The following is a 20,549-nucleotide window of genomic DNA, read 5'->3' on the forward strand; positions in this document are numbered from 1 at the left end:
CATTATGAAGAAGTTGCTGATTTTGATCACAGCTCTGACTGCGGCAGTATTTTTGAACAGGAAGTGGCGGGAATCCAAAGTTGTGAAGACAACCTGGAGCAAGGCAACTGATTCGTTAGTGTGAATCTTTTGGTTCTGTTTCAGATATACTGAATTATCCTCATGGGGGCATGGCGCAATTGGTAGCGCACCTGCTTTGCAAGCAGGGGGTTCGGGGTTCGAGTCCCCGTGCCTCCACCATGAGAAACAACCCCGGTCATCAGACCGGGGTTGTTTTTTTATCAGCACAACGGCATTGTCCCCTTGCCCTACGCTTGAACAGTGATAATTCTTTTGGCCTTTGTGGGCATTTTGGGCGTTTCAGCCTCCGGACCCATCATGGCCGCCACTATGGCCCCCGCCCTGACAATCGCCTTGTGGCGCAATGTTTTTGGCGCCCTGGTATTGGGCACGCCCACAGTGATCAAGAATCCGGGATTATTTAAATCCCTGACCCGGGCGGAATTGAAATACACGGTTATTGCGGCAACAGCACTAGCCTTCCACTTTGCCTGTTTTATCACCGCAGTGAAGTTGACAAGCGTGGCGGGCGCAACGGCCCTAGTCTGCTTGCAGGCGGCGTGGATTGCGCTCTTTCAATGGATCCGCGGAATGAAGCCACCGAAGCCGGTACTGCTGGGACTGGGCACTGCGCTGCTGGGCGTAGCGGTTATCACAGGGTTCGACATAGGGGTTTCGCCGCAGGCGCTCATAGGCGACGTCTTGGCGGTGGCAGGAGGCATCCTTGCCGCCATCTACACCCTGGCCGGTTCAAAGGCCCGCAAGACCCTCTCCACAGGGGCCTACTCGAGCCTTTGCTACGGCCTGTGTTCGGTCATCCTGCTGGCGTTGTGCCTGGTGTTTCGCCAACCACTTTTGAATATCCCGCCGGAGGCGTGGTGGGGCATTATTGGCGTCACAGTGGCAGCCCAGATATTTGGCCATACCATCTTCAACTATTTGCTGGCCACCATTTCTCCCCTTGTGGTCTCCATGATGATCCTCGTAGAAATACCAGGGGCGGCACTTTTAGCCGGTTTCTTCCTTGACGAGCAGCTACCACCGGGAACGTATGCGGGCCTGGCCTTAATATTGGCAGGGCTGGCTGCGGTGATTCTGCGGCAGGGCCGCAGCGGCCTAAAGAAAACAACGGCCTAAAAAAGAGGAGAGGCCGGGAGTAAAACTCCCAGCCTCTCCGTGAAACAAACTGCAATAAAACCTACTTCTTGGGATCCTTCGGCTTCGGCGAAGCGTCCTCCACGGCGCTGGAAGCTGCATCCAGCAGCTTCGCGGCCGCATCCTTGGCATCGGAAGCGGCATCAACCACATCGTTCTTTACTGAAGCGCCAGCCTCGGCAACTTCTTCGGCCCCGGACTTAACCGCATCCTTCGCCTTCTGCACCACAGTGTCAGCGGGCTCGGCAACCTTGGTGTCAGCGCCGTCGTCCGCGGGAACGGGAGAAGGAACTACTGCCGGTGCAGGCGCAGGTGTTGGCAAAGTAGCAGCAGGCGCCGGCGCAACAGGTTCCGGTGTCTTCCAGGGATCGGCCACAGGCTTGGATGCCTTCCATGCGGCAACGCCTGCAGCGGTAGCCGCGACAACCACGCCAACTACAATCCAGGCTCTCCCGCTGCGCTTTTTCTTCTTCGAAGCCTTTGTCATTTCCGCAGCAAATTTCTTGGCGGCCTCAGCGGCAGCCTTCTCGGCTTTAGCCACGGCTTTCTTGTTCCCTGTCAGTTTCGCTGCAACGAGCTCCACTTGGGGCGATACCTTCGAACTCTCAAGGGCTAGTTCAACGGCGTGAGCTGCTTCGCCCAGCTTTTCTGCGAGGAGGGGAAGGAAGTCATCCACAACTTTGTCTTTGACACTGGTGATGGCCGGAGCCGTCTTCTCCAAAGCTTCATGAATGCGCGGGGTAGCTTCATCAACGGCATCGGAAATACGGGGTGCCAGCTTTTCAATGCCGTCCTGAATCTTGGGGGTCACAGCTGCAACGCCGTCGGCAGTGTATTGCGCGGCTTTGCGTAATCCGTCCTGAACAATCGGCGAGGCATGCTCAATGCCTTTTTCAATCCGGGGAACAGCCCAACTGAGAGCTGCCTCAACACGAGGTGTTGTCCAGTCCTTAGCATTCTCAACGTGGGGTGCTACCCATTCCCGGGCATTATCCACACTGCTATTCAATGAATCTTCCAAACCTTGGGTAAAGCGGTCGACCTTCTTCACGTTTCCTCCAGATGTCAGCAGTTCCATCTTTTAGCCTACGTCTAGTGGAGCCCTGTTGCTATCATTTGCCAGTTCGCCGGGCGCGGAATGCGAGGTCCTCTCAGAAGATTCTCATGGACACGTGGCAGAATATGAATATGACTGCTATCCCAACCGCAAAAGCAACTATCAGCACTAGCCTTGGCGACATTGAGGTAAACCTCTTTGGAAACCATGCTCCTAAGACAGTGGCAAACTTCGTTGGCCTGGCCACCGGGACTATTGAATGGACCCACCCGGGCAGCGGCGAGAAGACCAACGCACCCCTGTACAACGGGACAATCTTCCACCGCATTATCAAGGACTTCATGATCCAGGGTGGGGATCCCCTGGGCCGTGGCGTTGGTGGCCCCGGCTACCAGTTCGATGACGAGATCAACCCGGATCTGAACTTCAACGATCCCTACAAGTTCGCCATGGCGAATGCTGGCACCCAGGGTGGCCGTGGCACTAACGGTTCACAGTTCTTCATCACCACGGTCAACACCAGCTGGCTGCAGGGTAAACACACCATCTTCGGTGACGTCACGGACCAGGCCTCACGCGCCGTAGTTGACGCGATTGAAGCTGTTGCCACGGGCGCAGGCGACAAGCCGCGCGAGGATGTTGTCATCAACTCCGTCACCGTCGAACAGCTCTAATCAGCGCTTGACCCTTCTGGCTTTGGTTGCCGGGAACCTTTCTGGTTTTCGGCGACCAAAGCCTTCCTTATATACCCTCAATTAGGATCCCTCCCATGAGTTCTGCATATCCGGTCCCGGAATCCGCCACTGGCGCTCCCGTCTGCCCACGGCACCCTGACAGGGTTTCCTATGTGAGCTGTCAGCGGTGTGGCCGGCCAGCGTGCCCGGACTGCCAACGCAGTGCTGCTGTGGGGATTCAGTGTGTGGATTGTGTGAGGGCTGCTACGAAGGCGGTTCCCTCCCGCAAAACCATGTTCGGAGGCGTCGCCCGAGCCGGGCGGCCCGTTGTAACCATCACGATGATGGTCCTTTGCGTGGCAATGTTCGCCCTTGACTGGGCCATCCCCAAAGACTTCATCTTCCAGAATTTTGCCTATGCCCCGTTCCTGACTGAATCTGAACCGTGGCGCATGGTGACCTCCGCCTTCTTGCACTCAACGAACATCATGCACATCGCCTTCAACATGTATGCCTTGTGGATTCTAGGTAACGCCCTGGAGCCGGCCTTTGGCCGCGTTCGCTTCCTTGCCATCTACCTGGTCAGTGCATTTGCGGGATCTGTTGGCGTGCTCTTACTCTCCCCCATCGACACCGTGGTTGTAGGTGCCTCAGGGGCAGTCTTCGGTCTTTTCGGAGCTCTCTTCGTCGTTCAGAAGAAGCGCGGTGGCGACCTTCGTCAGATCGTTGTGCTGTTGGCGATTAACGCAGCCATTGGATTCTTCATCCCGAATATTGCTTGGCAGGCACACCTAGGCGGGCTGATCGCCGGCGCCTTGTGCACCGTTGCGGTGGCCTATGCCCCTGCCAAGAAGCGCAACCTCATCCAGTGGGGCGGAATCGCCGCGGTGGTGTTGATCCTCGTTGGCCTCACACTTTACAAGGTCTCCACCTTCCCTGCCTTTGTCATCAGCTAAAGTTTGCAGCAACGCCCCGCTTACCTTTCGGTTAGGGACTGAGCTTGCGTTGAGCAGCCCTTATCACCTTTAAGGTTTGAGCCGGCGGTAGTCCCTGCCATAGTGAAGCAGAGGCGAAACCTCCTTGTTCCAGGGAGCATCTTCACCCATCGAAAGAACATTTCCCACCACCAACAGATGAGTTGCAGCCTCGTGGATGGCAGTGGTTTCCACCTCAAAGTAGGCAAGGGCCCCTGCGATGATCGCATTTTCAGTGACCTGGCTGCGCCTAAAATCGATCTGGTTTAACAGCCCCTCGATTGGTGTACCCGGGCTGGCAAGCCAGTTCGCCTGCGATTTCTGCTCCGCTGTGAGCAAGGACAAAGCCCACGATCCGGCATCTGCAACTGCCTGCGCAATCCGTGAGTCAGCGTAGAGGCTGACCAGCAATGTCGGAGGCTCATAGGACACTGACAGATAGGCGGTCACTGTAGCGGCATAATCGCGGTTGCGCAGTCGAGTGCTGATGATGGCCACAGATCCTGCCTGTTCTGCGCTGAGCCGTCGGTACTCATCGATGGCATCTTGTGTAAGTTGCTGTGGGAAAACTCTGTGGATGTCGAGGGGATCAGGTAGTTCCATAGCTTCATGCTTGCACGTTTTACAACGTTATCCACATAGATGTCCACACGTGGGCATAACTTACAGAGCTGTAGTTCTAGTAGTTTTATCTTCGTCGAATATGCACTTATCCCCAGGTTTATACACACTGGGTATAAGTTACACACATGTAATTCCACAGCTGTGGATTACTTTTCTGACGCGGTTAAAATGATCTCAGCTCGAATCCGCCGCAAAGTTATCCACTTCTGTGGATAACTTTGTGAACAACTAGGTATAACCTCACTTTCGAAGATGGCTTGTGGATAGTTCGAAGATGTTTTCCACGTCGGTGGATAAGTATGTGGGTTGTGGGAAAAAGTTATCCACAGTGTGGAGAAGTCTGGGGATAATGTCGCAGAGGCGCCGGGTTCCTACACTTGTGTAGGTTCCCAAGCTATTTCTGACTTGTCCCTGTTTCATATCACCAGCCGTTGGCTCGGTGGTTGGCAGCAAGAAAGGGGCTTCCTGGCTACGGGCTGTTTGTGCGTCCCGGAAGGGGAACCTTGCAGAATCACTGGGCGAAGCGTCCTGATGCACACAGGGCCCTGACTACAGACGTGATCTGATGGCAGTCTCCGATGAGCGCGAAGTGGTCAGGGGCTAATGCAGCTAACATGAACAGCGGCGCCGGGCGCATCGCACTCATCGCCATTGTGCTGATGGTCGCGGGAGTCGGCATCATCCGTCTGGTGCTCGGCCTAGGCCCGTCCAAGTCCGGACTTCCGAGCAAGTGAGGCTCAGGGGTACACGTCTAGGTTTATCCCGGGTATGTTGGATCAACAGTTACGGAGGAACCATGCCTAGAGTCAGCAGAAGTGTGATCAGGGCCAGTTCCAGACTTGTTGCAGGTTGCCTCGGCATGGGAATCGGCTGGATTATCTGGTCGACACTGTGGGCTCAATTCACCACGGAGAGATCTTCATCGAGCATTGAAGTATTTCGTGATTCGGGCACGTTTGGCTTCATGTGTGGACTCCTTGCAGCATTTCTTGTTGTGGGATGTGGCCAATTGCTCTCTACTTTGGCTGATCAGGCGGCAATTCGGTTAAGCCGTACCACAAATAAGAACTCAGGTGTTTGCGCTCCGTAGCCAATGGCCATGAGTTTCTGGCCACCAGTGGACACTTTGAAGAAGCCATACCAGCGCTGCGTTCGGAGGCTGGAGTACTTGCTGACTATGATCCTTGGTCAGTTTCGCCAACACTTTGTCACAGCTGGCCTATTCCCTTGCCATGCGCGGAGCTTTAGTGAGTGCACAGGCCCAACTCTCACAGTTGGCTTCGCTGAACCGGCGCAGCGGAAAATTCCATGAGCTTGAGGCATCTGCCTATGCAGCAGTGACACAGTTCATCATGGGCCAGAACAAATTGGGATTGGCCAGATTGCGCCACCTGCAAAGGGAGTGCCTTAACCGCGGCTATGCCGGCATTAGGCTGACGGCTCTGTCCCTGCTGGTGCGTTTTGGGGACATAGCCTCGCTTCCCGCCCTGGCAGAAATTGCCTCCGGGGTGGAATCAGGCAGCCGGGAATTCTTCATGGAATGGTCAGGGGCTATGGTGTCCCAAGATCCCACCGATCTAGAACATGCCAGTTCCGTGGCGAAGAAATATGGCTTTGACCTGACCGCCGTCGAGCTGGCAACCCATGCACTGAATAGGTTCCATGACAGTGGAAAAGTACACAAAAGCATGAAAACCGCCAACAAGGTAGTGGCCATGCGTGAACAGCTGCCAGGGTTAGTGTCAACGGTTTTCACTTCGATTGAAAAACCTAAAATGACCCGTAGGGAACATCAAATTGCGCTATTTGTGGCACAGGGTGAGTCAAACAACTCCATCGCTACCCGGCTTCAGGCCTCACTGCGTACTCTTGAAGGCCACCTGTACAGGACTTTCATCAAGCTGGACATTCAATCGAGGGAGCAACTGGCCTTGTTCATAAACGGCGAAGAATCCGGATCTCAGACTGACTCGTACTACTCATAGTGCACCGCCCTGCGTCCACTGTGAAAAATAGTGTGCAGTGGCCAAGATAGCACCGGGTAGGTCTCCTGTGAGAGTGGGACTGTTCAAATGGCGTGACTGCCAGCAGTGTTGCCGCCGACTTTCCCTGCAGGGGCACAACTAAGTCACAGGAGAGCACAGGTGCCATCTTTACAGTCCGCACGAATAATCCGCCTAATTGGTGCAGGCATTGAAGACCCAGGAGATTCCCGTGCATGAGGGGTTTTTACCGGCGATCTCACCTCTGCAGTCCGGTCCTAAGCAGGCAACTGCTTGTGCATGGGCTCTCCAGTTGCGTGCGGCCTGTCCAGAAAATCTACCTCGGACTAGAGTGGAAGCAAGAGCGCAACTATGCACGCCATTCGGTGCGCAAGCGTTAGTGATTTGGAAGGCAGGGCAGCAAAAATGACAGCACAAGAGGGCAGCCACGGACGCTACGTCCAGGGCGCTTACGGGAAGGCCGGTTCCGAGGAGGGTCACCATGCAGATGACGCCGAGGGCCGTTACGTTGAAGGTGACTACGGAAAGGCCGGCTCGGAAGGCACGGAGGACGAGGCAGAGCGTGGGAGATTCGTTGAAGCCGACTACGGCACGGCCGGAGATGTACCGGGCCGTGCCGTAGGGGACCCCAAGGGCCACTACGTTGAAAGTGACCCAAGGAAAACTACAAAAGATTGAGAACTAGCTGCGCCAGCGAGTTGTCATCATGAAACCGGCCAAGGCAATGCCAAAACCAATGCCAATATTCCAGTTGTGAATGTTGGGGATGGGGAAGCGACCATCAGAGATGTAGTAGGTGATGATCCAAACCAGACCCAGGACCATCAAGGTCACCATGACGGGGACGAACCAAACGGCATTGGGCTGCTGTGTTTTGCTGGAAGGCGTTTGGGCCGGTCCTTTAGTGGGGCGGCGACGCGATTTTGACTCAGGCACAGAAGCTCCTTGACATTGTGGTCGAAGGGAATCGACCACTTCGGTTGTGTGCGGACTGTCCATTGCCTGTGATGTTGCTGGGTAAATTGTTCCTAGGCCGTGAACTGCCGGTATTGTTGACGTAATTCTAGCTGCATTTAACGCAGCTGCAGATTGCATGACATTACCGCTCAACTTCAGTCAGGAGACCCGCGCGTGGTTCGATCGCCTAGCCATGTCGAATCAGCTGTGGGTGTTGAAGAACTCATCACCGGAAATGAAAGGATACGCCGCGGGAAAAAGCGTTCTGCTCGCAAGCAGCGCGCTGAGCGACCCAAGCAGGGCTTTTTCCGTACCTTAATTCAGGTGTTAGGCGAACTTCTTATTACGTGCGGTGTGATATTGCTGCTGTTTGTGGTGTGGGAGTTGTGGTGGACAAACATTGAAGCCAACACGGCCCAGCAACAGGCCGTCTCAGCCTTTGCCCAGGAATTTCAAGGACCAGTGACTCCACCTCCTGCGGATGCGCCCCCCGTTGACTTCGGTCCCCCTAAGGTAATGGCTGCGCCGGACCAGGCAAGCACAGTATTTGGTGTTGTCTATATTCCCCGCTTCGGGAAAACCTATAGCCGGCCCCTAGTAGAAGGCACGGCACCGGCTCAGCTAGATACCCTTGGGCTTGGCCGCTACGACAGTACCTCCATGCCAGGAGCGGTGGGCAACTTTGCGGTGGCAGGACACAGGCAAACGCACGGCGCCGTTTTGGATGCTGTGCACACACTGGTTCCCGGCGACAAGATTTACGTTCAGACTAACGACGGTTACTACACCTACGTGTTCCGGAACAATCAGATCGTCATGCCGAACCGGGCCGACGTGTTGGCCCCGGTCCCCACGCAACTGGATGCCAAGGCCACTGAACGCTTCATGACCATGACCAGCTGTAATCCCCGCTTTGGTGCTGAGGAGCGGATTATCAGTTACTCGGTGTTGGATTCCTGGCAGCCGGCCAGTGCTGGCCCTCCGGCAGAGATTGCCGCCCAAGTCGCAGCGAACAAGAAGGCAGGCTAATCATGTATGGCTGGATTTTTAGAAACCTTCCGGGGCCGCTTTGGTTCCGCATCATCACCACTGTTTTCTTTTTGGCAGCTGCGGTGCTGGTCTTGATGCAGTTTGTGTTCCCCTGGCTTTCCCAGTTTAATCCCTTGAATGACTCAACGATCGGCGGTGGAGTCTGACATGGCAGTGCGGATTCTGGTGATAGATAACTACGACAGCTTCGTCTACACGCTGGTTGGCTACTTGCAGCAGCTGGGCGCTGAAACAACTGTGGTGCGCAACGACGATCTCACCCTGGCTGAGGCCGTGGAGCTTGCCAGCAGCCGCGACGGTGTGTTGGTCTCCCCCGGCCCCGGTACCCCCGCCGAGGCAGGGGTGTGCATTGAACTGATCAAATGGTGTGGCAGCCATGACAAGCCTATGTTGGGCGTCTGCCTGGGACATCAGGCCCTGGCAGAAGCCTATGGGGGCGTTGTCACTCATGCCGAGCAGCTCATGCACGGAAAAACCAGCGAGGTTCATCACCGCGGCAGGAGCGTTTTTGCGGGACTGCCGAGCCCGGTTACAGCCACCCGCTACCACTCGCTTTCTGCCGTTCCGGCCAGTATCCCTGACTTGCTTGAGGTGACGGCTGAAACGGCCGACGGCGTGATCATGGGTTTGGCGCACAAGAACGCACCTTTGTGCGGGGTGCAGTTCCATCCTGAATCCGTCCTCACGGAGGGCGGCTACACCATGCTCGGGAACTGGCTCGAATCCCTCGGACTCGTAGGCGCTGTGGCAACAGCATCTACCCTGAGCCCGCTCATCAATAGCTAGAGGCATACCCCTTGGCATTGTGCCGGAGTGCGCCATAGGGTTGGTGCCTTTTTAGGGCTTCGGGGAAGGCGGTGCTGTTGTTTCCGGGGGTTGCTCCCCGGGAGATGGCTCTTGCGAGGCGTTAGGTTCCTTGGGAGTAGGTTTCTTTGCCAAGGTCACCACAACTGAAGTCCGCTGCGCTACTGAGGTACCGGACTGGATGGACTGGCCCGTGACCATGCCAGGAGTGACTACAGAGTTTTCAGATTCCTCAAAAGTCACTTCCAAATACTCCGAAACCTTTTTGAGCGCCTCAGTTACTGCTTGCTTGACCTTTTTTGGATCCTTCGTCAAGTCAAAGAGGGAGGGCATCAGTACCTGACCGTTGGAGATTTTCAATGCGACTCTGGTACCTACGGGAACGCTCTGCCCCGGCGCTGGATCAGTTGTGACCACAAGGTTGGCGTTGATGGATCCGTCATTGACTAAATCGCTAGAACTGATAAGCAGGCCCAGATCCAACAATTCCTGGCGTACTTGGGGCTCAGTGAGACCAGAAATATCTTTGGGTATCTGCACTTCTGAGGGACCTTTAGAAACGAAGATCTCCACAGTGGTATTTAATTCCACCAGGGTCCCCGATGGAGGGTCTGTGCGAATAACCTCGCCCTTGGTGACCGAGGAAAATTCCTCTGCGCTGTGCGGGGACATCCCCAGTGCCTCTAGCTTGACTGTAGCCTCGTCCAGCGTCATCCCGCTAAGCGGTGGGATTGACTCTTTAGCCACCGCGGCAGGAACTGCATTGATCATGTTGTAACCCACCATGGCACCTCCACCGAGCATCAATGCCAGGACCACAAAAAGTGTCACCATCCAGGCCCGCCGTCGGCGTTTAACGGACGGGGAAAGGTTATCAGTGTCCTCGGGGACACCGCCGTTGGTTGTTAGTGCTCCACCGGCCAACTCCTTTGCCATGGCGCGGGTGGAGGGGCCACCAGCGTCAATAGCGGGCGCGGGCATGAGTTTCTGTGGTTCGGAGACAGCGGCGATCACGGTGGTCTCATTGCCGTCTACATGAGACTCTCTCTGGCCGGGCGGAGGTGCCACGCCGGCAACGGCAGCCCTGAGAGCGCGGCGGAACGAGGTGGCATCCTGAAAACGCTGGCGCCTATCCTTCTGCAGCGCACGCATAAGCAGTGCATCAAGCGCCGGGGTCAGGTCAGGGTTGAACGTGCTGGGCACGGGAGGGCGTTCTCGGACGTGCTGGTACGCCACTGAAACAGGTGAATCGCCCGTGAAAGGAGGCCGGCCTGCGAGCATTTCATAGAGCAGGCAAGCTGCTGAATAGAGGTCGCTTCGCGCATCGACGCTTTCACCGCGTGCTTGCTCCGGAGAAAGGTACTGGGCCGTTCCCATGACCGTTTGTGTCTGCGTCATGGTGGCTGCCGAATCGGAGATGGTTCTGGCAATGCCAAAGTCCATGACCTTTACGACGCCCAAAACGCCATTTTCGTCTTCGGTCACCATGACATTGGCAGGCTTGATATCGCGGTGAACAATGCCGGCACGGTGGCTGTAATCGAGGGCTGACAAGACGCCCATGCCGTACTTCAGTGCCTGCTCTGTGGTGATGGCCTTGGCACGTATCAGGTCCCGCAGCGTTTTTCCATGGACGTATTCCATGACAATGTACGGCACGTGCGCACCGTCACCGGGGTGATCCGAAGAAATGTGTTCGCCGGTGTCATAAACGGCAACGATGGCAGGGTAATTTAGCCCTGCAACGGCCTGCGCCTCCCGCCGGAATCGGGCCTGCAGTTGGGAATCGCGAGCCACATCAGCACGCAGCAATTTAATTGCAACAGTACGGCCCAGACGAGTGTCTTGAGCCTTATAGACGTCTGCCATGCCGCCACGGCCCAGCAATTCCCCAATCTCATACCTGTCATTGAGGACGCGCGGAATACTCATGGGTACCTGATTGTCCTTTCTTGGTGGGTGTCAGATCGGGGAACTGCGGGTTGATGTTGATTACTGGCCCTGGCCTTGGCTTTCGCCCTTACCCTGGTTGTCGGCCGGAGGTTCAGTGGTAGCCGGAGCTGATGGCCCGGTGGAAACGTAATAGGTGACCTGTGAACCCTTTGCCGCCTTTGCTCCTGCTCCGGGGTCACTCGCGATTACCTGGCCAGCAGGCAGGTCTGATGGCTGAGAAATTCCATTTGGCGTGAAACCAGCGGCCACAAGGGCTGCGCTGAAGGCATCCCCTGTTTGGCCTGTAAATGAAGGCACGGTGCCCATTTCAGGCCCTGATGAAACAGTCAAAGTGACGTCAGAACCGCGAACCAACGGACCTGTCGGAGAAATATCCGTAACAGTGCCTTTAGCCTGATCACTGGCAACCTCCACCGGAGCATTGACAACCAAGCCCATTCCAATCAGTTTGGCCCGGGCTTCATCAAACGTGAGTCCTTGGAACTCGGTCGGATTGACCACGATCTCTGCCGGGGCTTCTGATATGGGTGGCTGACTCTCTTCTGTGGGAGTGGGAGCCTCAGAGGTGGCGGGAGCCGAGCTGGGCGGCGCAGACTTGGTAGCCGTGCTGCTTGAGGAGGGTGAGGGCTCGCCGCCAAAGAAGCTGCTGTTCTGCAGGAGTAATGCCCCCACAGCAAAAAGCAAGAGCACTAGCAGGCCCACGAGTGGCCAGGTCCAGGGGCTCCGTCCCTTTTTGGCTGGTTCTTCGGGAGGAACTTCCTCATCCTCGGCAACTAGGAAGGCCTCGTCGTCGTTCTCGGCTTGCCAGGCACGCTCGGCGCCAAGGATCTCCGAACGGGTACGGGTAGTGGGTGCATCTGTCATCTCATGGGAGACGGTGGGAAGCGCCGTTGTGTTCGGCTCGGCAACACTGCTCACCACAGAGGTTGCGGCTGTTGCATTGATATCAACAGGAGCCGTAATGGGGCCCGTGGTGGATTCGAACAGGAGCATCCCGGGCACGGCGGCGTGGGCTGCCTTGATGTCGCCGGAACGAATAGCCTCCGCTGCATCAGCTAGTTTCAAGGCATTGGCCGGGCGGTTGACAGGATCCTTGGCCAGCATGGACATCAGGAGCGCGCGCACAGGAGTGGGAAGGGTGTCAGGCAGCGGCGGGGGAGCATCGTTGACCTGAGCCAAGGCAATGGCGATTTGTGATTCGCCCGAGAACGGACGGTGCCCGGTGATGCACTCATAACCTATGATGCCAAGGGAATATATGTCACTGGAGCCCGTGGCAATTTGCCCTGTGGCCTGTTCCGGAGCCAAATATTGCGCTGTTCCCATGACCTGACCGGTCTGGGTTAGCGGGACCTGGTCAGCTAGACGAGCGATGCCGAAGTCGGTGATCTTCACCTTGTCTTCGGGAGTGATGAGCAAGTTGCCCGGCTTTACATCCCTATGGACCAGACCCTGGGCGTGAGCCACTGCAAGGGCACGGGCGGTCTGGGCGATCATGGACAACGTCCAGTCCGCCGAGAGCACGCGTTCGCGTTCGATCAGGCTGGACAGCGGCTCACCGGGAACTAGTTCCATCACCAAGTAAGCGGAGCCGTCTTCTTCACCGTAATCAAAAACGTTGGCGATGCCCTCATGGTTGAGCAGGGCAGTGTGCTTGGCCTCCGCCCTGAAGCGGGCGCGGAAACCGGGATCTCCCGTGTACTCATCCTTGAGGATTTTAATGGCAACAATACGGCCCAATACCAGATCTTGTGCCTTCCACACCTCGCCCATGCCGCCGATGGCAATGCGTGATGTGAGTTGGAACCTGCCGCCTAAGGTGATACCAGAAATAGGCCTCACTTTTTCAACACCGCCTTGAAGAGTTTGCTTGCATTGGGACTTGTAAGTTGTGCGCCTGTGGGAACGTCCACCTGTGGCATCATAATTGTGACCACCACTTGGGGGTCATCTGCCGGTGCGAATCCGGTAAACCATGCGTTGTTCAATCCGTCTCCGAGTTCTGCTGTTCCTGTTTTTCCGGCAACCTTGACGCCAGGGACAGCTGCTGCAGAAGCAATGCCGTTATCGACCACGCTGACCATCCATTCACTGATTTGGGCGGCGATCTCCGGGGTTGTCGATTGACGGAGAACTTCTGGTTTGAGGCTGGAAACTGTTTTGAGATCAGGGGTCCGTACAGTCTTGACCAGATTGGGAGCCATTTGGGTTCCCCCGTTTGCGATGGCAGAGGTCATCATGGCGATCTGCAGCGGTGATGCGAGAACATCACGCTGGCCAATGGCACTCTGGGCCAGTGCCGCATCGTCAAGTACTCCCTGGCTACCCGGGAAGCGGCTGCCTTCTACCGCAGATGGGAAGCCGAGGGAGTTGTCATTGAAGCCAAACTTCTCAGCTTGGGCCGTTATTGCATCCTGACCAAGGTCAAGGGCAATGCTGGCGAAGGGTGTATTGCAGGAGTTCTCTAATGCGAACGCGAAGGAAGCCTTATCCTTCGTATAGCACTGGCCGTAGGCATAGTTCGGAAGAGCGTAGTCCATACCGGGGAACGTTAGTTCGGCCGGATTGGGAAGTATGCTGTCCTTGTTATATTTTCCGGACTCCAAGGCTGCCGCCGTGTCAATGATCTTGAAAACTGATCCGGGTGAGTAGAGCTTCCTGTAGGCGGATGAGCCGAACAAGTTGATGCCGGGGACTTTCACCAATTCCGCCATTGAAGCATCAAAGTCAGCCTTGTTGTGTGTGGCCATCAAGTTGGTGTCGTAGCTGGGTTTGGAGGCCATGGCGATGATGGCGCCGGTCTTTGGGTTATTGACCACAATGGACCCGCCAATCCCATCAGGGATCATGTCAAACGCCATCTGCTGGATCTTTGAATCAATGGTCAACTCCACGGAACGGCCTTGGAGTTGCTCCCCCGTGAAGATCTGTGCAATGCGTTCCAGGATTGCATCGTTAGAGTTTCCGGTGAGTTCGGGACTCATTACGTCTTCGAGCCCATATTTACCAGACCACTTGCTGAAGAAGCCCGTCAGGCCTGCATACAGCAGCGGGTCGTTGTACTTTCGCTGGTACTTGCAGTCGGTGTTCGTGGCAACAGACTCGGCAATAGCCTGTCCGTCAACCAGGATAGGGCCGCGTGAGCTGCAAAAATTCTTCACTAGTTGCCGCTGGTTGCTGGGGTTGTCGTTAAGGGAATCAACCGCAAAGAACTGCACATAGGAGATGGATCCAAAAAGCAGTGCAAACAAGGCGATGGCCACGATCCAGGAATTGCGAATGGCAGCATTCATGGTGAAGGCACCTCCTTTTGTGTCGCGTCAATGGGGGAAAGCTGTTCGATGGGCGAAGAACTGGCTGAAACGTCAATGGGACGCCGGGCGGCGTCTGAAATCTTCAGGATCAAAGCCACTATGATCCAGTTGGCTAAAAGAGAGGAGCCTCCCGAAGACAGGAACGGTGTGGTCAAGCCCGTCAACGGGATAAGCCGGGTAACGCCGCCAATGATGATGAAGCACTGCAAAGCCACCGCGAAGGAGAGCCCAACGGCCAATAGTTTGCCAAAAGCATCACGTGTGCCCAATGCGGCTCGGAAGCCGCGCGCAATCAGCAGCGCGTAAAGGCAGAGGATCGCGAAGAGCCCCACCAACCCAAGCTCTTCACCAATCACTGCGATGATCATGTCGCTATTGGCTACGGGCAGCTTGTCGGGTGAACCTTGTCCCAGACCGGTGCCCATAAGGCCGCCGTTTGCTAGACCAAACAAGCCCTCGACAACCTGGAAACTGCCATAGTCTGCCCCTATATAGGCGGGGTCAAAAGCATTGACCCAAACGTCAATACGGCGGGCAACGTGAGGGAATATCTGGTAGGCGGCGACACCGCCGACCGCGATGAGCGCCAAGCCAATGAAGATCCAGCTGACGCGGCTGGTGGCTACATAGATCATGACCATGAACAAGCCAAAGAACAAGATGGATGAGCCCAGGTCCCGTTGGAACACAAGGACGCCAACGCTTGCTAGCCAGGCCACGATCATGGGGGCCATGTCCCGCATTCGGGGTAGCTGGAGAGGTCCGATCTTCTTACCGGCTAGCAGAATTAGATCACGGTTGGATGATAGATACCCGGCAAAGAATATAGCCAGGGTTATTTTTGCTATTTCTCCGGGCTGGAATGTAAATGGCCCGAGGGAAATCCATACGGTGGCTCCATTGACGTTGCCCGCGGAGATGCCTGGCACGAGGGGCAGGATTAGCAGAACTACTGAGACCAGCAAGGAGATGTATGTGTAGCGGCGCAGGATCCGGTGATCTCGTAGGAACCAGATCACCGTAATGGCAGCTACCACCGCCAGGCTTGTCCACATCCATTGGCGTGTAGCTGCCGTGTCACCAGAGGTGATGTCCAGGCGGTGAATAACGGCCAAGCCAATGCCATTGAGGGCCACCACAACAGGCAGTATTACCGGATCGGCATATTTTGCCTTGAAACGTAAAACCACGTGGAATGCTAGGGAGAGTCCGGAAAGAATTGCTATTTGCGTGAAGAAATCGTTGTCGAAAGTGCGGCCCAGATTCAGGTTCACCAAGGCATTGGCCATAGCGGACACGCCCAGGGCAAGGATCAGTAACAGAAGCTCGGTGTTACGGCGCGGTTTGGCCACGGTCAGCAACTGGCTCATTTTCCACCTCCAGGAATACAGGTGGGCTGTGCAGCAGTTGCGGGGGCACTAGACGCTGAGGTGCTAGCTGTACCAGTGACGTTGGGCGAAGTGCTGGGGCTGGGGGTGGGTTTTGAGTTAGCCGAGGCGTTGCTTCCTGGTGTGGGGGTTGCTGTTGGGGTGGCCGCCGGGGCGGTTTCCAGAACCTCGCAGGGAGGCAAACTAGTTCCAGTGCCCAATTGAAGGTCACTGATGATCTGTTCAGCATTGCTCAGTGTTGAAGCCGGCATGGTTGCAGCCACGAGTTGCTGGGAGTAGGCCGGAAGCGAGGATACTTTCACCTCGGTTTCCCGGTACAAATGCGAGAGGGAAATGGGCCCGAGTGATTGTGAGACACCCTGAAATATTGCCACATTCCCGCTATTTACCCCCACAAAATATTGGGTTTGGGTCCAGGCGTAGGCCGCCCAGGAACCTGCCACGATGGCCATAGTCGCTAGGAAACCAACAATCGCCAACACCAGCGGGCGCTGACGAATCCTGGGCAAGGAGACCTCAGTGTCTTCTACCAGGGTGGGCTGTTCAGTAGGTTTGTGTGTGAGGACGGTTGCTGCGCGGCGGTTGGCAGGCGGTCTGGTCAGGAGCGGTATCCGGCCCTCAGCGTTGGCCGTCACGGCAGCCCCAACTAGCTCATGTTTGCGCGATGCCAGTTCACGACGGACTGCGGCAGCACGGATATGGGTGTCGAGGGCCTCAGGAGCGTACTCTTCGTCCGCCTCCGCAAGATCCCCCGGGAGGCTTAACTCCTCACCCGGCCTAGTCACAGCGAAACTTTCCGGTCCCTCTAGAAGACTGGATTCGTCGTCGTACTTTTCGGGATCCGCTGTGAGGTGCGGCAGAGGAGCGTCATGAGGGTGCGGCGCGGGGACCTCTACGGCATCCAGCGCCGCGGTTTGCGTCTGATCCGGGTTGCTCTCGAGAATGTCAAAAACAACTACAGTGACATTGTCCGGCGAGCCGGCGGCCAATGTTAGATCGATGAGTGTGTCGGCGGCCGTCGCCAATGACTTGGTATGGCGGATGACCTCTTCAATCATCTGGTGGCGGACAAAGTTCAGACCGTCGGAGCACAGGAGCCAGCGCTCACCCGGCTCCGCATCGAAATATTTCAGATCCAGCTCAGGAGACGCATCCACGTCACCGAGCACACGCATGAGGACGTTCTTATGGGGATGAACCTCGGCTTCAGCCTCGGTCATGCGGCCTTCGTCGATCATGCGCTGGACAAAGGTGTGGTCTGTGCTGAGTTGCTCAAAGACGCCATTTTTGAGGCGGTATGCCCGTGAATCACCAATGTGCGCGTAGGCCAGACGCTTCCCGGAAAGCAGCAGAGCGGTCACCGTGGTGCCCATGCCAGCCAGTTTTGGGTTGACGTGGACCAGCTCGGAGAGCAGCGAATTGGCGGTCTGAATCTCATCAGCAAGGTGAGCGCCGGCGTCGTCGTTGTGGCGGTTGTGGTCCAAATGGACCAGATCAAGAACGGTGGAAGCGCTGGCAACATCGCCACCGGCGTGACCGCCCATGCCGTCAGCTACAACAGCCAGATGTTCACCGGCGTACGCAGAGTCATCATTCTTTGCCCGCACCAGACCTACATGGGATCTCGCCGCGTAGCTAAGAATCAGCGGGTATTCGGCCATGTTATGGCCTCAATTCGATGACCGTTTTGCCGATCCGCACGGGAACCCCGAGTTCCACGGGGAGGGCACGCGTCAATGCCGTACCACCAAGGAATGTTCCATTGGTAGAACCGAGGTCTTCAATAAACCAGCGGGTGCCTTGCGGGAAGAGGCGCGCGTGGCGGCCAGAAGCGTAGTCGTCCTCAAGTACCAAGGTTGCTTCTTGCGCTCTACCCAACAGAATGGGGACGCCGGTCAGCTCTAGGGTGGTGCCCGTCAGAGGCCCTTCAGTGACAACAAGCTGACGTGCCGCAATCTTCGCTGGTGGAGCCTCTTCAACTAGTTCAGGGTGTTTTCTGGCCTGTCTGGCAGTAGGGGCACCGACTTTAGCCTTGCGGCCAATCACGAGGTCCCTGCGCATAGCCGCAACAACACTGAAGACCATGACCCACATCAAAAGTAGGAATCCGAAGCGCAAAATTGTGACCACAAGACTGAGATCGTTCATCGTTGACCACCGCCGCGTCGAGGCAAAATACGGAAAATTATCTCTGTGCGTCCCATGGTGATGCGGGCTCCGTCGTGGAGGGCAGCGCTGCCTTGTACACGGCGACCATCAACAAAACTGCCGTTTGTGGAGCCAAGGTCTACTGCAGTGTTGGATCCGTCTTCACAACGGATCTCCAAATGCTTTCTTGAAACGCCTGTGTCATCTATCAAGATGTCAGCTTCGGAGGAGCGGCCCAGAATGATTGAGGTTGCATTGAGCGCATAACGCTGACCGTCAATGTCCAAGACTGGTTGACCCAGTGTTTGACCTTGTTCTCGAGGGGCTTGACGCTTGTACACGGGGGCCGGCTGACCTTCGGAGGCGGGCTGTCCCGCGGGGTGCTGGCTGGGCCGTGCTGGCATGCGTGCCGGACTCTGTGAGGCGAAAACGGCAGATGCCTCGGCCGCGGTGCCGCGTTCCTTTTCCGTTGACGACGCAACGTCAAACTGACCGGGGCGCAAGGCTTCGCGGTGGTTAAATGCCACTCTTACTGGGCCCTGGAGTACGTAACCTTGGCTGCGGGCGTGGTTGATCACAACATCACACAGCTCTTCAGCGAGAGTTACCCCCCATGAGCGTGCCCGTTCATAGTCTGCATCGCCGAGCTCAATATTAAAAACATTCGGTGCCAAGGTTCGCCCGGCATCCAAGGTCATGGCTTTGTCGTCGAGTTCCCGACGAATGGCACTAGCCACCTCAACAGGCTGCAATGACTTGGAGCCCAGGGAGAAGGCGCCACGTACTGCCTTTTCAATGCCTTTTTCAACGTTGTCAAACAATCCCATATGCTCTCCTCTCCTACGGCGTTGTTGCGATGATGCCCATGTCTGGAAGTCTTGGAACCGCTACGCATGGATAGCGCAGTTTGAGCGTTATCCGCGCCGCGGACAACCTAGTTCAAAGTTGATACTACTGCCGGAGTCTTGGAATATCCCTATTAGTAGGCCCGGATGTGGCAAATTTCCTACTGGAGCATGATGTTGTCAAAACCTTCTTTCTGGCATCAACTTCCTTGAAAATTCAAGGTTTATACATCCGGGAGGTGTCCCATTCCCGCTGCTTCACGGGCCTACCCGAGTCTCGTTTAGGTGAATCGGCAATATTGCTATATGCTTGATCTCGCTGTTCCACTGAAAGTCGAAAGACAAACCCGGTGGATGGCGAAAAACGCGCGAGTGGCGGAACGGCAGACGCGCTGGCTTCAGGTGCCAGTGTCCGAAAGGGCGTGGGGGTTCAAATCCCCCCTCGCGCACGTTTTTGAGAAAGACCCCGATGCAACCTATGGTTCCGTCGGGGTCTTTTTGTATGCCCGAACCTTTGTGTTCCTCACAATGGTGCAGTGCAGTGCAGTGCAGAGCAGGGCATAGCAGAGCAGGGCATAGCAGAGCAGAGCAGAGCAGGGCATAGCCCTAGGGGCGCTGGCCCCGTTGCGGGACAAGACCCGCAGCCACGAGAGAATCAGATTCAGCGTTGGAACGGGCTCGAGCAGCTGAGTTTGAGAGCAGAAGTCCCACAGTTGGTTCCATACCTATTAACCCTCTACTACCTATTTAACCCGTTTACTACCTATCGAGACCCAGCAAGACTTAACCAAGGTGCATGAAACTATCAGATTCCCTTCGTTGAGCATGGGCTTCTACTGTTCCAACTCTGACGTGGCTGTACCTATGAATAAGTGGTTGCAAGAGTGCAGATAACCATGGGCTTCACCTGGATCTACAACCTCGGCTCTACAACCCCGGCTCTACAACCCCGGCCACAAATGGCTGCGCTGCCTATGCTGAAGGCATGAAGAGACTAATGATTGGCATCTCCTCCAGCTCGGCAGTTCAGTAGTTGCGGTCATCCTAGCTGCGCTGCTCCCCCTAGGGTCGACTTCGGATTCGGCGGCTTCGTCACAGCACGTGTTGTATTCACGATTGCCCAATCCGTATTTGAAGGTCTCATCGCCAAATTGGCGGCCAAGTTCACGCCCGCGCTTGCTGGCATCGCTTCTTTAGTGTCTACATGGTTGGCGTTGATCATTGCCAGCATTGCCAGCATTGCTGGCGGGTGGCATTCGGGGCCACAGCTTCTTTACTTGGATATTCGCAGCGCTAATTATCTGGGCGATCACGGCTCTGTGCGCGATACTCGTTCCTAAGTACTTTCTGAAGGAAACCGCCAAATAGCAAGAACCTCTTATGCTCAGTACTGGTATCTAGGGCTCTGAGCAGGAGGGGCCGCGTGGATTTGCGTGTTGGTTGTTTGGTGTGTATTGTTTATCGAGTTGTCCTGATGAAGGGCGGCGTGACTAGCGGGAAAATGATTGTGTTTTGGTTGTTTTCTTGGGTTGTGTGGTGTGGT

Annotated in this window: 20 protein-coding genes and 2 tRNA genes; 12 read left to right on the plus strand and 10 right to left on the minus strand. The window is 56.1% G+C overall.

Annotated elements, in window-relative coordinates:
* The first annotated feature begins 4 nt into the window (after window positions 1-4).
* The 3 genes from ABIB48_RS11645 to ABIB48_RS11655 all read left to right on the plus strand — a co-directional run bounded on the left by ABIB48_RS11645 (window position 5) and on the right by ABIB48_RS11655 (window position 1,197).
* A complete protein-coding gene (locus ABIB48_RS11645) occupies window positions 5-124 on the plus strand; it encodes a DLW-39 family protein (protein ID WP_211315102.1) in 120 nt (39 codons plus the stop codon).
* A 40-nt stretch (window positions 125-164) separates the two neighbouring features.
* Window positions 165-240 (plus strand) — tRNA-Ala (locus tag ABIB48_RS11650).
* Between the two features lie 81 nt (window positions 241-321).
* On the plus strand, window positions 322-1,197 hold the full coding sequence (locus ABIB48_RS11655) for a DMT family transporter (protein WP_315914622.1): 876 nt from the start codon (window positions 322-324) through the stop codon (window positions 1,195-1,197).
* A gap of 61 nt (window positions 1,198-1,258) precedes the next feature.
* Here the strand turns inward: ABIB48_RS11655 and ABIB48_RS11660 are convergent, their stop codons facing one another.
* On the minus strand, window positions 1,259-2,266 hold the full coding sequence (locus ABIB48_RS11660) for a hypothetical protein (RefSeq protein ID WP_354213058.1): 1,008 nt from the start codon (window positions 2,264-2,266) through the stop codon (window positions 1,259-1,261).
* A 137-nt stretch (window positions 2,267-2,403) separates the two neighbouring features.
* Between ABIB48_RS11660 and ABIB48_RS11665 the strand changes: the two genes are divergently transcribed.
* Together ABIB48_RS11665 and ABIB48_RS11670 are read left to right on the plus strand one after the other, a co-directional pair.
* On the plus strand, window positions 2,404-2,946 hold the full coding sequence (locus tag ABIB48_RS11665) for a peptidylprolyl isomerase (protein WP_110105693.1): 543 nt from the start codon (window positions 2,404-2,406) through the stop codon (window positions 2,944-2,946).
* Between the two features lie 344 nt (window positions 2,947-3,290).
* Window positions 3,291-3,902, plus strand: coding sequence for a rhomboid family intramembrane serine protease (locus ABIB48_RS11670; RefSeq protein ID WP_502914130.1), 612 nt, complete (start codon window positions 3,291-3,293; stop codon window positions 3,900-3,902).
* A gap of 69 nt (window positions 3,903-3,971) precedes the next feature.
* On the opposite strand, the gene ABIB48_RS11675 is transcribed toward ABIB48_RS11670, so the two are convergent.
* On the minus strand, window positions 3,972-4,523 hold the full coding sequence (locus tag ABIB48_RS11675; RefSeq protein WP_354213059.1) for a flavin reductase family protein: 552 nt from the start codon (window positions 4,521-4,523) through the stop codon (window positions 3,972-3,974).
* A 599-nt stretch (window positions 4,524-5,122) separates the two neighbouring features.
* Here ABIB48_RS11675 and ABIB48_RS11680 point away from each other — a divergent pair.
* The 3 genes from ABIB48_RS11680 to ABIB48_RS11690 all read left to right on the plus strand — a co-directional run bounded on the left by ABIB48_RS11680 (window position 5,123) and on the right by ABIB48_RS11690 (window position 7,225).
* Window positions 5,123-5,278 (plus strand): hypothetical protein, encoded by a 156-nt coding sequence (locus ABIB48_RS11680; RefSeq protein WP_354213060.1) that lies wholly within the window; start codon window positions 5,123-5,125, stop codon window positions 5,276-5,278.
* Window positions 5,279-5,791: 513 nt separating this feature from the next.
* Window positions 5,792-6,529, plus strand: coding sequence for a response regulator transcription factor (locus tag ABIB48_RS11685; RefSeq protein WP_354213061.1), 738 nt, complete (start codon window positions 5,792-5,794; stop codon window positions 6,527-6,529).
* Window positions 6,530-6,952: 423 nt separating this feature from the next.
* A complete protein-coding gene (locus ABIB48_RS11690) occupies window positions 6,953-7,225 on the plus strand; it encodes a hypothetical protein (RefSeq protein ID WP_354213062.1) in 273 nt (90 codons plus the stop codon).
* Between the two features lie 3 nt (window positions 7,226-7,228).
* Here the strand turns inward: ABIB48_RS11690 and ABIB48_RS11695 are convergent, their stop codons facing one another.
* The gene (locus ABIB48_RS11695; protein ID WP_170120926.1) at window positions 7,229-7,483 is read right to left on the minus strand and encodes a cell division protein CrgA; all 255 of its coding nucleotides are present in this window, start codon (window positions 7,481-7,483) and stop codon (window positions 7,229-7,231) included.
* Window positions 7,484-7,822: 339 nt separating this feature from the next.
* Here ABIB48_RS11695 and ABIB48_RS11700 point away from each other — a divergent pair, with 339 nt between their 5' ends.
* Both ABIB48_RS11700 and ABIB48_RS11705 read left to right on the plus strand, forming a co-directional pair.
* Window positions 7,823-8,533, plus strand: a complete 711-nt coding sequence (locus ABIB48_RS11700) for a class E sortase (protein WP_373366725.1) — start codon at window positions 7,823-7,825, stop codon at window positions 8,531-8,533.
* Window positions 8,534-8,701: 168 nt separating this feature from the next.
* Window positions 8,702-9,340 (plus strand): anthranilate synthase component II, encoded by a 639-nt coding sequence (locus ABIB48_RS11705; RefSeq protein ID WP_354213063.1) that lies wholly within the window; start codon window positions 8,702-8,704, stop codon window positions 9,338-9,340.
* A gap of 51 nt (window positions 9,341-9,391) precedes the next feature.
* On the opposite strand, the gene pknB is transcribed toward ABIB48_RS11705, so the two are convergent.
* Genes pknB through ABIB48_RS11740 form a run of 7 tightly spaced genes read right to left on the minus strand, consistent with a single transcriptional unit; the run spans window position 9,392 to window position 18,988 of the window.
* Window positions 9,392-11,290 carry a Stk1 family PASTA domain-containing Ser/Thr kinase gene (gene pknB, locus ABIB48_RS11710; RefSeq protein WP_354213064.1) on the minus strand — a complete coding sequence of 633 codons (1,899 nt, stop codon included), beginning with the start codon at window positions 11,288-11,290 and terminating at the stop codon, window positions 9,392-9,394.
* 60 nt (window positions 11,291-11,350) lie between these two features.
* Window positions 11,351-13,153, minus strand: a complete 1,803-nt coding sequence (locus ABIB48_RS11715; RefSeq protein ID WP_354213065.1) for a protein kinase domain-containing protein — start codon at window positions 13,151-13,153, stop codon at window positions 11,351-11,353.
* Window positions 13,150-14,604, minus strand: a complete 1,455-nt coding sequence (locus ABIB48_RS11720; protein WP_110105684.1) for a penicillin-binding transpeptidase domain-containing protein — start codon at window positions 14,602-14,604, stop codon at window positions 13,150-13,152. Before ABIB48_RS11720 ends, ABIB48_RS11715 begins: the two co-directional genes overlap by 4 nt.
* Complete coding sequence (locus ABIB48_RS11725; RefSeq protein ID WP_110105683.1) at window positions 14,601-15,995, minus strand: FtsW/RodA/SpoVE family cell cycle protein; 1,395 nt, start codon at window positions 15,993-15,995, stop codon at window positions 14,601-14,603. The genes ABIB48_RS11720 and ABIB48_RS11725 overlap by 4 nt, the downstream gene beginning before the upstream one ends.
* Window positions 15,992-17,674, minus strand: a complete 1,683-nt coding sequence (locus ABIB48_RS11730) for a PP2C family protein-serine/threonine phosphatase (RefSeq protein WP_354213066.1) — start codon at window positions 17,672-17,674, stop codon at window positions 15,992-15,994. The genes ABIB48_RS11725 and ABIB48_RS11730 overlap by 4 nt, the downstream gene beginning before the upstream one ends.
* A gap of 1 nt (window position 17,675) precedes the next feature.
* The gene (locus ABIB48_RS11735; RefSeq protein WP_110105681.1) at window positions 17,676-18,161 is read right to left on the minus strand and encodes an FHA domain-containing protein FhaB/FipA; all 486 of its coding nucleotides are present in this window, start codon (window positions 18,159-18,161) and stop codon (window positions 17,676-17,678) included.
* Window positions 18,158-18,988: an FHA domain-containing protein gene (locus ABIB48_RS11740; RefSeq protein ID WP_110105680.1), complete on the minus strand. Its 831-nt coding sequence runs from the start codon at window positions 18,986-18,988 to the stop codon at window positions 18,158-18,160. Before ABIB48_RS11740 ends, ABIB48_RS11735 begins: the two co-directional genes overlap by 4 nt.
* Before the next feature lie 384 nt (window positions 18,989-19,372).
* Here ABIB48_RS11740 and ABIB48_RS11745 point away from each other — a divergent pair.
* Window positions 19,373-19,455: transfer RNA gene (locus tag ABIB48_RS11745), tRNA-Leu, on the plus strand.
* 747 nt (window positions 19,456-20,202) lie between these two features.
* On the plus strand, window positions 20,203-20,346 hold the full coding sequence (locus ABIB48_RS11750; RefSeq protein ID WP_354213067.1) for a hypothetical protein: 144 nt from the start codon (window positions 20,203-20,205) through the stop codon (window positions 20,344-20,346).
* The last annotated feature ends 203 nt before the right edge of the window (window positions 20,347-20,549 follow it).

Source organism: Arthrobacter sp. UYCu511, from assembly GCF_040547105.1.
GTDB classification, from domain to species: Bacteria; Actinomycetota; Actinomycetes; order Actinomycetales; family Micrococcaceae; genus Specibacter; species Specibacter psychrochitiniphilus.